This is a genomic window from Neobacillus soli NBRC 102451, from assembly GCF_001591665.1.
In the GTDB taxonomy this organism is placed as follows: domain Bacteria; phylum Bacillota; class Bacilli; order Bacillales; family Cytobacillaceae; genus Neobacillus; species Neobacillus soli.
The window spans coordinates 1-13456 of record NZ_BCVI01000006.1; the positions used below are offsets into that span (position 1 = coordinate 1).

The window sequence follows — 13456 nt, forward strand, 5'->3', positions numbered from 1 at the left end:
CAGACGGACCAGAATCCCTTCGGGACCACCGAGGAAGAAAGAAACCTGTAGAGGAAATGACAGATCAAGAAAAATTAAGGATAAGGGTTAAGGAATTAGAGGCGAAAAATTATCGATTAGAAATAGAAAATGCTTTATTAAAAAAGTTAGAGGAAATCGAAAGAAGGCGGTACTGAGCAAGGTTCGGAATGAAGTAATGTATTGTGCTATACGCGAATTAAATGAAAATAAGAATTACCCTATTCAGCTTCTTTGTACAATAAGTAAAACCAATCGATCCTCCTATTATAAATGGCTAAATCGTAAGGAAACAGATCAAGAACGCGAGAATCGCGGATTACTTAAAGAGATTAAAGCTCTTTATCAAAAAGTGGACGGAATTTATGGTTATCGACGTATTACCATGAATCTCAACAGGAAAATGAATAAGCATTATAATACGAAAAGAATCCATCGTTTGATGCAATTAGTAGGATTACAATCGCGGATCCGAAGGAAAAAGAAATGGGATCATCGTCCTTCCGATAATAATGTAGCAGAGAACATCTTGAACCGTGAATTTACAGCAGCACACCCAAATGAAAAATGGGTAACTGATATAACAGAATTAAAATACGCCGATGGCCAAAAAGCCTATTTAAGCGCCATTTTGGACCTGTATGATAATTCTATCGTATCTTTCGAACTTGGACATCGAAATGATAATCAGCTAGTCTTTAAGACCATTAAAGGCGCTTTAGTAAGGAATGCTTCACATGATGATAAACTTTTAGTACATAGCGACCGTGGCTTTCAATATACCTCAAATGGATTTAAAAGAATAGTTGAAAAGAATCATCTTACCCAAAGTATGTCTAGAGTAGGAAAATGTATTGATAATGGATGCATGGAATCATTCTGGGGAACTTTGAAAGTAGAAAGATATTATCTTCATCGTTATCAATCCTTTAAGGAACTTGAAAAGGATATAAAAAAATACATTCAATTTTATAATCAAGATCGTTTACAAGCTAAATTTAATGGCCTCAGTCCGATAGAATATCGAACTAAGGCCATTGCCTAGTTTTAGTTTTTTATACTGTCTACTTGACAGGGGGCAGTTCAATCTTGGGGTGCTGTTTTTTCTATTTGAAAGGAAGTATCTGATATAAATGTTGAAAAATGAGAAGGCAATTGTTGTGTTTAGTGGTGGACAAGACAGCACTACTTGTTTATTTTGGGCATTAAAACAATTTAAAGAGGTTGAAGCAGTAACGTTCGATTACAACCAAAGGCATAGTTTAGAAATTGAATGTGCCAAAAATATAGCCAATGAACTTGGTGTGAAACACCATATTTTAGATATGTCATTATTAAATCAACTAGCACCTAATGCGTTAACACGTTCAGATATCGAGGTTACTGATGGTGGTGAAGGGGAACTTCCGTCGACTTTTGTTCCTGGTCGGAACCTTTTATTCCTAACTTTTGCAGGAGTATTAGCGCGTCAGGTTGGAGCCAAGCATTTAATAACAGGTGTTTGTGAAACAGATTTCAGCGGGTACCCAGATTGCCGTGATATTTTTGTGAAATCACTTAATGTCACCTTGAATCTATCAATGGACGATAATTTTGTTATTCATACTCCATTAATGTGGTTAAACAAAGCAGAAACATGGGCTCTAGCGGATGAATTAGGAGCGTTTGAATTTGTACGAAATAAAACATTAACCTGCTACAATGGTGTAATTGCGGATGGCTGTGGGGAGTGCCCCGCTTGTGTTTTAAGAAAAAGAGGGCTTGATGACTTTCTAAATGGGAGGTTTTAAGCGATGGGTTTTAGAATCGTCGAAAAACTTCAGAAAATAGATGAGGACATTCATCGTAATGATTTAAAATACCATTCTAAACGTGTATTAGTGAGCAAAGAATTTACCTTTGATGCTTCTCACCACCTACATTGTTATGAAGGGAAGTGCAAGAATTTGCACGGTCATACGTACAAAGTTATTTTTGGTTTAAGCGGTTTTGTTGATAAACGCGGCTTAATGATTGACTTTGGCGATATTAAAGACATTTGGAAAAATGAAATAGAAATAGTTCTTGATCATCAGTACCTAAATGAAACCCTTCCATTGATGAATACAACAGCGGAAAACATCGTTGTGTGGATATATGAGAAAATGAAATATGCATTAGCAACAGAAGAACGAATCAATAAATATGATGGAGCCAGAGTGGAATTTGTCCGCCTTTTTGAAACGCCTACAAGCTATGCAGAGGCCAGAAGGGAGTGGATGGAGGAATGAGTCGGATCCCCGTTTTGGAGATTTTTGGCCCAACCATACAGGGAGAAGGAATGGTAATTGGTCAAAAAACAATGTTTGTCAGAACAGCCGGTTGTGATTATTCCTGCAGTTGGTGTGACTCTGCCTTTACTTGGGATGGCAGTGCAAAAGATGATATTCAGTTAATGACTGCAGAAGAAATTTGGGAAGAATTAAAGACAATCGGCGGTGATAATTTCTCCTTTGTGACGATTTCAGGGGGAAACCCAGCACTGCTGAAAAATTTAGACGTGTTTATTGACGTATTAAAAGAAAATGAAATTAAAATTGGTATCGAAACACAAGGCAGCAGATGGCAAGACTGGTTCCTAAACATAGATGAATTGACCATTTCACCAAAGCCGCCAAGTTCAAACATGGTGACCAATTTTGAAATATTAGATTCTATTTTTAAAAATTTAAACGATCAAAATTTTAAAAATCAAGTGAGTCTAAAAGTAGTGATCTTCGATGAAGCCGATCTAGAGTATGCGAAATTGGTCCATAACCGCTATGTGGATATTCCTTTTTATCTCCAGGTAGGTAACGATGATATCACTAATTTCAATAATAATGAATTGATTCAGAAACTGCTTTTGAAATATGAGTGGTTAGTCAATTGTGCGGTTGCGGATCATCAATTGAATAATGTAAAGGTTTTACCTCAATTACATGCGCTTATTTGGGGGAATAAGCGCGGGGTATAAGTATGAACATTTTTTAAAAAGAGTATGTACCAAATGAGAATACTATTATATTTAATTTAAATGAATAGGCGGCTTCGGCCTTCCTATTTTTTTTGAATAAAAGCATTAATGGAAATGACAATCTATTGGTGAAATAATTATATGAATATTCAAATAAATTGGCTGGTTATGATGATTTCTCCCTTAACACCATTGGACTGGAAGCGCAGGGCGGTGAAATATTATCCGCAAAATGTCGCCGTCATCGATGGAGAAAAGGAATTTACATATCGTGAATTTGGCCGACGTGTTGACCAGTTGTCTTCCGCATTATATCAAGCAGGAAAATGCAATTTAAAGATTCAATTCGTTTTATCTAAGGTTGTGGAAGTTCACCCTGGTGCTGTAATAGGTTCAAGAATTTTAAGTTGTTGCGGATTTCCTATGTTTTCATCAAATAAGTATAACTAAAGTACTACCAGCAGCCCTTCTATCCATTTTTTCATAGTACTATTTTATTGAATATTCAAAATAGAATTGACCTTATAATGTAAGCGGTTTACCATTGAGGTAAATATTGGTTTCATGTTACTGGATGATACTAGGCATGGAAAACAAAGCGGGATTGACCCACTTCGTTTTCTATGCCTTTTTTTCATAGAATTCTAGAATGGCCAATATTTTGTTCGTAAATCAATTCTATTTGAAGGAGGAGTAGTGACGGATGAAAGGTTTAAAAAGGTTGAAAAGGGCACTGGTTGTTTCTTCTGCTTTGCTGTTATGTATTCCAGGTGTACAGGGGGTGCATAAAGCGTCAGCAGCAAGCAATGTCACTTTGCCTATTAACCCTACACCCCAGGAAGCCAAAATAACGGATCAAGGTTTTCCGCTGACGCCGAAAGTGGGAATCGTTACCGGGAAAAAAACCGATGAACAAGCATTTAAAGAGGTAGTTGGCGCCTTGAAAGCTGCGGATGTAAAGCAAATCATTCAATATAACGCCGGCGAGAAGGTTACAACACCCGTCACGATTTGGATTGGCGGCCCTGCCGAAAATCAAGACTCCAAAAAAGTGTTGGAGCAAATGGGAATTAAGGGTCCAGATGCCTTGAAGGATGAGGGTTATGTCCTGGCATCAAGCAGCAAAGGTAAAAATCAGATTGTTCTGGCTGGAAAAGACACGACGGGCACTTTTTATGCAGCAAAGTCATTTAAACAAATCATCCAGGAACAAAAAGGAAGAGATCGGTTTCCAGGGGTAGAAATCCGTGACTGGCCAGACATGGCCATCCGCGGTTCGATTGAGGGATTCTACGGACCGCCTTGGACACAGGAGGACAGGCTGAGCCAGTTGGATTTTTACGGTGACAATAAACTCAATACGTATATTTACGCGCCCAAAGATGATCCATATCACCGAGACAATTGGCGTGAACCCTACCCAGAGCAAGAAATTGCGAAACTAAAGGAGCTCATTGATCGGGCAAAAGAGAATCATGTGAAATTTACGTTCTCCCTATCTCCAGGTAATTCCATTTGCTTCTCGAATGACCAAGACTTTGAATTTTTGAAAAAGAAGATGGAAAAGGTGTGGGATTTAGGTGTGCGCTCCTATGCCATTTTCCTGGACGATATTGATTCGAGTTTAAAGTATCAGCAAGATAAAGATAAATTTGGAAAGGACAAAAATCCTGCCGCTGCTGCACAAGCTTACTTGTTGAATCGTTTTACGAAGGAATTTATTCAAACCCATCCGGGTGCCGAGCGGTTAATAACCGTCCCGACGGACTATGCCGGTAACGGGCCGACACCTTACCGTGATCGGTTTGCGGAATTACTCGATAAAGACACGATTGTGATGTGGACCGGTGAGAAGGTCGTATCGGAACAAGTCACTTCCGAAGAAGCCCAACAGGTTCAAGGCGCATTTAACCACGATATGCTATTATGGGACAATTACCCGGTTAACGATTATGATCGCAACAGCCTGTTTATTGGCCCAATCGTAGGACGTGATGCAGATTTATCAAAACAAGGAGTCCTTGGGATAACGGCTAATCCAATGAACGAGGCAGAGGCTTCCAAAATACCATTGTATACCATTGCCGATTATACTTGGAACGGGGCGGCCTATAACCCGGAAGAATCGTGGAAGCGCAGTATTCAATCCTTTGGCGGGGATGGTGCAGATGCGTTAAAAACCTTAGCTGAAAATACCTACTCTTCACCGATTAATAAAACGGAGTCGCTTACACTCACTCCATTGATTGATGGGTTTTGGAAAGCTTATGTATCCAATAAAAATCCAGATCAAGCTGCATCAAACTTGATTGGGGAATTCAAGAAATTGCAACAGGTTCCGGTAACTCTTCAGCAAAAAATGAAGAATGACAACTTTCTGCAGGAAATCAAACCTTACAATGAAAAATTGAAATTATACGGTGAGGCCGGCGAAGCGGCTGTTCACTTTCTAATGGCAGAAAAAGAAGGGAAAACCACTGAGGCAAAAGCGTACAAGGATAAACTGATTACATTGTTCAATCAGTCTGAACAAATTCCGCAAAAAATCGGACAAGGCGTCATCAAACCCTTCCTTGTAGAGAGCGTTTTAGAATTGCCGCCGTTATCATTAATCTTAAAACCGGAAATAGATGCATTCTGGAAAGCGTTTGATGGAAATGATGGATCACAGGCTGCAGAACAGTTGATGGCTGAATTTGATCGGCTTCGGCAAATTCCTGAAAATCTTCGGAAAGAAGGCAGCAGCGAGGAATTTCTGATTTCCATTAATTCATATCTGCAAAACCTTAGGGTATACGGTGATGCGGGGTATGTTGCGGTTCAGTACTTAATGGCCCAAAAAGCGGGACAGGCAAACGAAGTAAGTACATTAAAAAATCAATTAAAAACCTTAATGATTCAGGCTTATCAGATGCCGCAAGAAATCGGAGAGCAAGTGGTCAAACCGTTCTTAATCGAATCCATGTGGAGGAATCGCCATGTCAGCGATTATCGAAAGTTAGACGGTGTAAATAGAGGTCGCGGTGCCGGTGAACTCATTCAGTACACTCCTGCACGTGGAAAGACGACCGGAACTAATATTTGGGGATACGAAGTAACGGTAGTTGATGGCAAGGTCGTACAAAGAGGGGGCAATAATTCCGTTATCCCTGCTAACGGATATGTATTAAGTATCCATGCGAACGATTGGCTGCGGGACAATACGACGATTGGGACCACCATTCAAATCGAGGATGGGATTGTGTTGATTATTGCACCATAGCGAATTTTGGGGTCAGTCCCCCGTTGCATTAACGCTTTATTTTGGCGGGGGACTGACCTTATTTTTGTTTTCCCCAAAAAAGTGCAAGTGCCATCCAGAAAATTGGATGGTGCCTGGCATTTTTTTATTCTTTCTCAGTCTTATTAATACATCTCCTACATAAATGTTCTTATTTTCTTTGAAACCATATGTTTCTTGACAGGTAATAGTATAATCATAATATAATATTATTTTTTAAATATTTCATAATATTTATTATAGATGTTTGCCGTTTTACTTTTATGGAGGGGATTCGATAGTGGCTATTTATAACCTAACTGATCAATTGATTCATGAGCTTGGGAAACAAATTATTAATGGAGATATAAATCCGGGGGATACCCTGCCAAAAATAGAAACGTTAAGTGAGATACATGGGGTTAGTCGAACAGTGGTCCGTGAGGCATTTAAGGCACTAGCTACTCGTCGTTTGGTAAAATCCGTTCCTAGGTTAGGGACAATTGTTTCTCCACGTTCGGAGTGGCAATGGTGGGATACCGATGTATTATCATGGGCGTCGGATTCGGGGAATAATCGAAATTTTTTATTAAAATTAAACGAACTTGGATTTGCAATTGAACCGGTTGCTGCAAAGTTAGCCGCTAAAAACGCTACTCCAGCTGATATTGAAAAAATGACAGATTGTTATTATCAACTGGAAAAGTCCTTAGGTGATAAAGATGCATGGGCTCAGACGGATTATGAATTCCATAAGAGCATTTACGAGGCTTCAAATAATGAACTTTTGGTGAATATGTTACAAATGTTGTACAAAGTACAATTAGATTATCGTTATGCTACGATAGCCAGTATGAATAATCAACAAGATACAACTGAAAGATATTTAAGGCTTCATAAAGAGTTACAAGTAGCTATATGCAGCCGCGATGAGGAATCTGCCCAGCAAAAGAGTTATGAACTTCAAGAAGAGCTAGCGAACATACTCTCTAGTTCAAAGGATTAAAAGAGAAATAATTTCTAAATTTTAATTGAAAAATATGAACTTTTTTATTTGTAACGGTTCATTAAAAGTTGATAACATATCCAAAATCCTAAATTCCCCTGAATTTAGGATTTTTTACGTCCATTGATTTTTAAAAATAAATAATATAATAATATTTATTAGAATATTGACAATATAAAAATAAATAATATAATAATATTTATTAGAATATTTAAATTAAGGGGTGATAAGTAAACATTTTCAAGTTATGGTTACGTGTTTATGGGATGTTTGTCCTGAAAATTGAAAAGAATCTTTTTTTACTTTGTTTTTAATCAGATTTTAATAATTTCATAGTTTGGAGGATATATGAGAAAGAAAATTAGAGATATTCAAGTTAACGTAGAAACCAAAGGGACAGGGGACGCAGTGGTCTTTGTTCATGGGCTAGGAGGAGACCTAAACATTTGGCATAGCCAAGTAAATGCATGTTCCCGCTACTTCAGAACGGTTGCATATGACCTCCGCGGTTCAGGGCAAACCGATGTATCCCAACCTGAATATTCGATTGAACTATTTGTTGAAGATCTGAAAACGCTTTTAGATAGTGAATTAATTGAAAGCGCACACATTGTCGCTCATTCGATGGGTACAATAATCGCCGAGCAATTTGCGGTGGTGTACCCTGAATCTGTGAAAAGCCTGACGCTTGTCGGTGGATTTACCGAACCACCAGAAGGAGCCAGAAAAGCATTGACTGATCGTTCTACTTTGGTAAGGGAGAACGGAATAGAGTTCATTGCCGATACAATTTTGGAAGGTGGATTCTCTTCTTATACCAAAACAAATCAAATGGTGATGGGCCTAGTCCGATCATTACTGCAAAAAAATTCCCCAGAAGGATATGCAGCGTCGTGCCGGGCTCTTGCGGAGGCTCAAACGATTAGTCATCGAGAAGTGAAGGTTCCGGTATTGTTGATTGTCGGGGATGAAGATAAAACGACCCCGCTTCCAATGTCAAAAACGCTTTATAAGAACTTTCCTAACGCTGAATTGGTCGTTCTTCCTAACTGCGGACATTGGGCAACAATAGAAATGCCAAATGAGGTGAATGGAGCGATTCTAAAATTTTTCAATACCATTTAGTCCAGTCAAGAACTAATACCTTATGAACAACAGAAGAAGTTATTTGTTCTAAACATATTTATCAACTATCAAAGGAGAATAAAAATGTACCTAGCATCTTTTTTACATGATGGAAATTTAAAATTCGGATTTAGAACAACGGGAGAACGTGCAATTATCGATGCAATCGAGGCGGAAAAACAACTGTTTCCCCAAGCTATCTTGCCGAACACGTTACAAGGAGTAATTGAAGATTCTCGTGCAATGGCACGTCTAAAAGAAATAAGCCAGAGGGAATCCGAAGTTAGCGGAAAGGCGATTTTACCTTTCTCGGAAGTGGTAATCGAAGCACCGATTCCACAGCCTAAAAGAGATATCATTTGTTTAGGTCTGAATTATCGGGAACATGCCGTAGAGTATACTACGGCAATGGAAGAGGCGCAAAATCTGCCAGAGTATCCAATTGTATTTACCAAAGCAACCACAACCGTCATTGGTCCTAATCAAAAAATAAAAAGCCACCGCCATGTGACGAGCAAGATTGATTACGAAGCCGAGTTAGCCATTGTCATTGGAAAAGAAGGGACAAACATTTCTAAGGAAGAAGCATACGACTATATTTTTGGTTATACCATCATTAATGATGTGTCAGCAAGGGATCTCCAAAAACAGCATAGCCAATGGTTTTTAGGGAAAAGCCTAGATACCTTTGGACCAATGGGACCCTACCTCGTTACGGAAGATGAGATTGAGCGTCCTGTAAAGTTGGATGTTCAATGCCGGGTCAATGGCGAGGTGAGGCAGAATTCGAATACTGAGCTACTCATTTTTGATATCCCAACAATTATCCAAACGGTTTCGGGCGGAGTAACGCTCAAGCCGGGGGATATCATTGCAACAGGAACTCCTAAAGGTGTAGGGCTTGGTTTTGATCCTCCTAAGTTCTTGAATGAGGGTGATGTGGTGGAAGTGGAGATTGAAAAAATCGGTATATTAAAGAATATTGTTTCGTAAGACACAATATTTGTTATTTAGTAGAGGGGGTATGGAATTATTTACCCTCTCCTTTATAAAAACACTTTGGAAGGATGGATGAATGATGTTAGACAAATTACTGTTAGCTAAAAACACTGTCTATTATACAGATCAACAACTGGAAGCTATTTCTAAGGGGTTTTGCCCGAATTGCTTACCTAAATATTCCCCTTATCGCATTCTTGAAACCTATTATAGTGAGGAACTTAAAATAAACGTACACCATGTGAAATGTGATAATCTTGTTAAATGCGAGTGGGATGAAGAGGTTCCAGCAATCAGATCGGATAATGGTCTTGAGGGTTTTTTCAATTCATAGTCGTTCATTTATGTGGAGCATTTTTTCTTAAGAGGCTGCTGTTGCACCATATATTGTTTAAATCACCTATGTTTACTTCCAATAACATCTAGAATTTCTCCTAAAAACTACACCACATGATATTCATTAAGAATATGAGATACTTGTTTTCCGCAAATCAAAAACACATACGATTGCTATATTCTGTACAATACGCTTTTAACTAGGTTTTATAACTTGTTCAGAGAATGGCTTATATGAACAAGTGTTAAACATACAAAAATTAATATGAAAATATGAAAGGGGTTACAAAAATGAAAGCGAAATTATTAAAAAATGGATTACTGATTGACGGGACAGGAAATGAAGTGAAAAACGGAGTTGATGTACTGATTGAGGGCAATAAAATCACTGCTATTGGGACTAATCTTTCTGTTCCGTATACCTACAGCCCAGATCAAGTGGACATTATTGAATTAAATGGAAAAACAATTATGCCAGGAATGGTTGAGGCACATGCTCATTTCACTTGGCAGGATTCCCTTTATATACAAGACATTGATTTTAAACCGATAGAAGAAACAATGATAGGAGCTATCAAGAATGCAGAAACGATGCTAAACAGCGGCTTTACTGCTTGTGTAAGTGCTGCCGCTCGAGGTCGCGTGGACATTGCTTTACGTGATGCTATTAATCGCGGACAAATACCTGGACCTCGTATGCTTGCTAATGGTGCCGAAGTATCTGCAACTGGCAGTTTTGTTGATTTACATCCAAACCATGTTCGAGTTCATGGATTATCCTTTTTAGCTGATGGAGAGGATGAGGTAAGAAAAGTAGTAAGAAGTTTGTTTAAAGAAGGGGCAGACCTTGTCAAGGTTAATGTGAGTGGAGAAAGTTTAACTGCTCACGCAACAGGTGAAATGACACTTTATACCTATAAAGAGGTTCGAGCCGCTGTTGAGGAAGCTCATGCTCGAGGGAAAAGAATATATGTACATGCTAGAACATCAGACGCTGTAAAAATATGTGTAAAAGCAGGGGTAGACATTATCGGTCATGCTGATTTTATTGATGATGAAGCATTCGACATGCTCGTCCACGAAAAAGATCGCTTATTTGTTGTCCCAGCCCTAAATTGGCTTGTATCGACATTAGAGCATGGTGCTGATTATTTCGGACAAGAAGCACTTGATGCAACAGGTTATAAAGAAGGGTTACAAATTGCACTTAAAAATATGAATCGATTATATAAAGCAGGTGTCCGTGTACTACCGGGTGGAGATTACGGTTTCAAGTGGTGTCCGCATGGTGGATATGCACGCGATTTAGAGCATTTCGTTAAGTTGGTTGGAATGACACCAATGGATGCTATTGTATCCGCTACCAAGTATGGAAGCGAAATTATGCAGATGGAAGATAAAATAGGCACAATTGAAGTTGGAAAGCTTGCAGATATCCTTGTAGTAAATGGCAACCCATTGGATAATATTGCAGTCCTACAAGACCACGACAAATTAAGTCTGATCCTTAAAGACGGAGAATACGTTGTACAAACACTTGAAATTAGCAGTGAAGTTGTGAGTGCTACTGTTTAAAATATGGTAAAACCATCGTTTGTAGCGATGGTTTTATCTATAACTTCATGAAGTCAAGGTGTGAAATTTAAAAGCAAATCATTTTTATTTTTAATTAATACTAAACGAAGAGGACAAATATGACTCAAACAATTTTGTATTGTTTCCGTAATAGACTCAAACAATCCGAAGGAAAGATTAGAAAAAAACTAGAAGAAAAAGAAATTGAGTTAACAATCACTCCAACCTATTGTATGAAACTTTGCATTTTTTGCGAAAAACTAAATGTTGCTATTGTGAATCAAGAAATTGTGATGGAGAAAAATGAAGATCAGTTGATTAAAAAAATATTGGAGAGGTTAGTGTAAATAGTAAAGGAGTAACGATTATACACAAGCATGAAAAGAAGGATTCAAAAAGAGACTACTTGAATCCTTTGGATAATGAAGATAATAACGTATCTGCCCAGGAAAAACAAAAAAAGTCTAAAATTCAGAGTCAACTTGCTCAAATGAATAGGAGTCGTGGGAGAAGTCCGAATAAAAAGTATGGATATTAAATAGAATCTATAATAATTTCTGTAGAGACTACAATTTTTAACCATTAGAAAGTGAATTAGAAGATACACTATTAGTCCTTTATTTGCATTTTCGGGACGAATGGGAATTTGAATTGTAAAAAACTCGGCACTCAATGGAGGTGCCGAGTTTTTTACAATATAGGCGATAAAAGACGTGAGATGGCCTCTTTAAACTTGATAAACATGGAGCGCTCTTTATATTTTCCCATTGTCAGTTGAGAGCTATCATGACAATCTTGCAGGAACAAATCACTAAGCTGTTTAGCGACTTTTTCATCGTATATTACGGCATTCACCTCAAAATTTAAATGAAAGCTGCGTGTATCGATGTTGGCAGTCCCAACAGAAGCCACTTCCTGATCTACTACAATCGTTTTTGCGTGGATGAATCCCTTCTCATACAAATAAATTTTTGCGCCGTAATCGACCAGTTCACCAGTGTATGCCAAGGTTGCCCAATAAACTATGGGAAAATCCCCTTTACTAGGTATCATAATTCGTACATCAACACCTGAAAGCAAGGCAATTTTGCATGCATCCATAAAACTGGCATCAGGAACAAAATACGGGGATTGGATGTATACGGTTCTTTTAGCCGTCATGATCAGCTTAATATACATATTTTTGATATGTTCCGTTTCAGAGTTTGGTCCGCTTGCAATGATTTGAACAGGACTATTCCCTTCTGGTTTTTCCATTGGTACAGCATAGGGCTCAAGGTTCAATTTATTCTTGGCAGCATAATTCCAGTCTAAAAGAAACCTTCCTTGTAATTGATTCACCGATTCACCTTTAATTCTTAGATGGGTGTCGCGCCAGTAGCCGAATTTTTTTTCCAAGCCCAAGTACTCATTTCCGATATTAAAGCCGCCGATATAGGCAATCTTTCCGTCGATGATACAAACTTTTCGGTGATTTCGGTTATTTATGCGAAAATTGATCAATTTAAGAAACGAGGGAAAAAAGGCCTCGACTTCACCGCCATAACGAATGAGTTCTTTAAAAAAACCGGGAGAAATCCTTTTAGAACCAATTTCGTCATAGAGAACCCGTACTTTTATACCTTCTTTCGCTTTTTTTGTCAGTTCATCGCACAGCCTTTTTCCAAGGGAATCGCGCTGAATGATGTAATATTGCAGATGAATCTCTTCTTGCGCATTTTTAATATCTTCAAACAAAGCATGAAATTTTTCATGACCATCACTGAAAATCTCAATTTCATTGTACATCGATAATAATGCATTGGAGGAGTTCAAGTTCATCAAGAGCAAATCCGAATGTTTTGTTAGCAGCTTATGACCGAAAAACCTCCTGTTTTGCAGCTGTTGAATTTGTTCTTCTACTGTTGATTGAAGATAGTTTCTTTCTTCAGATGATAAACGGTAAAAATTCCTCTGTTTTAATTGCCTTCCCAGGAACAGATAAACTAAAAATCCCACGATTGGAATAAAGAATAGGACCATCAGCCAAGCCCAAGTAGAACCAATGTCTCTCCGTTCTATAAACACAACCACACCCGCAAGCACAATATTCCCGATGAGAACAACGGTTACTATCAGTGTCGTTACATTTGTCACATCCATA

Annotated in this window: 13 protein-coding genes; 12 read left to right on the plus strand and 1 reads right to left on the minus strand. The window is 38.3% G+C overall.

Features of this window, described 5'->3' with window-relative positions; genetic code table 11:
- Positions 1–136 precede the first annotated feature (136 nt).
- The 12 genes from BSO02S_RS02570 (at position 137) to BSO02S_RS02625 (ending at position 11660) form a co-directional block, all read left to right on the plus strand.
- Positions 137–1063, plus strand: a complete 927-nt coding sequence (locus BSO02S_RS02570; protein ID WP_268875979.1) for an IS3 family transposase — start codon at positions 137–139, stop codon at positions 1061–1063.
- A 91-nt stretch (positions 1064–1154) separates the two neighbouring features.
- Entirely contained in the window at positions 1155–1808 is a 654-nt protein-coding gene (queC, locus tag BSO02S_RS02575; protein WP_066062737.1) for a 7-cyano-7-deazaguanine synthase QueC, read from the plus strand.
- A gap of 3 nt (positions 1809–1811) precedes the next feature.
- Complete coding sequence (gene queD / locus BSO02S_RS02580; RefSeq protein ID WP_066061985.1) at positions 1812–2288, plus strand: 6-carboxytetrahydropterin synthase QueD; 477 nt, start codon at positions 1812–1814, stop codon at positions 2286–2288.
- The gene (gene queE / locus BSO02S_RS02585; protein ID WP_066061988.1) at positions 2285–3013 is read left to right on the plus strand and encodes a 7-carboxy-7-deazaguanine synthase QueE; all 729 of its coding nucleotides are present in this window, start codon (positions 2285–2287) and stop codon (positions 3011–3013) included. The genes queD and queE overlap by 4 nt, the downstream gene beginning before the upstream one ends.
- A 141-nt stretch (positions 3014–3154) precedes the next feature.
- A complete protein-coding gene (locus BSO02S_RS27445; RefSeq protein ID WP_066061991.1) occupies positions 3155–3463 on the plus strand; it encodes a hypothetical protein in 309 nt (102 codons plus the stop codon).
- A 253-nt stretch (positions 3464–3716) separates the two neighbouring features.
- Complete coding sequence (locus BSO02S_RS02595; protein ID WP_066061994.1) at positions 3717–6275, plus strand: glycoside hydrolase family 84 protein; 2559 nt, start codon at positions 3717–3719, stop codon at positions 6273–6275.
- A 298-nt stretch (positions 6276–6573) separates the two neighbouring features.
- Positions 6574–7278 carry a FadR/GntR family transcriptional regulator gene (locus BSO02S_RS02600; protein ID WP_066061997.1) on the plus strand — a complete coding sequence of 235 codons (705 nt, stop codon included), beginning with the start codon at positions 6574–6576 and terminating at the stop codon, positions 7276–7278.
- 348 nt (positions 7279–7626) lie between these two features.
- On the plus strand, positions 7627–8403 hold the full coding sequence (locus BSO02S_RS02605) for an alpha/beta fold hydrolase (RefSeq protein ID WP_066062000.1): 777 nt from the start codon (positions 7627–7629) through the stop codon (positions 8401–8403).
- An 84-nt stretch (positions 8404–8487) separates the two neighbouring features.
- Positions 8488–9396, plus strand: coding sequence for a fumarylacetoacetate hydrolase family protein (locus BSO02S_RS02610; RefSeq protein WP_066062003.1), 909 nt, complete (start codon positions 8488–8490; stop codon positions 9394–9396).
- 85 nt (positions 9397–9481) lie between these two features.
- The gene (locus BSO02S_RS02615) at positions 9482–9736 is read left to right on the plus strand and encodes a hypothetical protein (protein WP_066062006.1); all 255 of its coding nucleotides are present in this window, start codon (positions 9482–9484) and stop codon (positions 9734–9736) included.
- A 293-nt stretch (positions 9737–10029) separates the two neighbouring features.
- The gene (locus tag BSO02S_RS02620; RefSeq protein ID WP_066062009.1) at positions 10030–11313 is read left to right on the plus strand and encodes a metal-dependent hydrolase family protein; all 1284 of its coding nucleotides are present in this window, start codon (positions 10030–10032) and stop codon (positions 11311–11313) included.
- Positions 11314–11432: 119 nt separating this feature from the next.
- Positions 11433–11660, plus strand: a complete 228-nt coding sequence (locus BSO02S_RS02625) for a DUF1450 domain-containing protein (protein ID WP_066062012.1) — start codon at positions 11433–11435, stop codon at positions 11658–11660.
- A gap of 343 nt (positions 11661–12003) precedes the next feature.
- Here BSO02S_RS02625 and cls read toward each other — a convergent pair whose 3' ends face one another.
- Positions 12004–13455 (minus strand): cardiolipin synthase, encoded by a 1452-nt coding sequence (cls, locus tag BSO02S_RS02630; RefSeq protein WP_066062017.1) that lies wholly within the window; start codon positions 13453–13455, stop codon positions 12004–12006.
- Position 13456 lies beyond the last annotated feature (1 nt).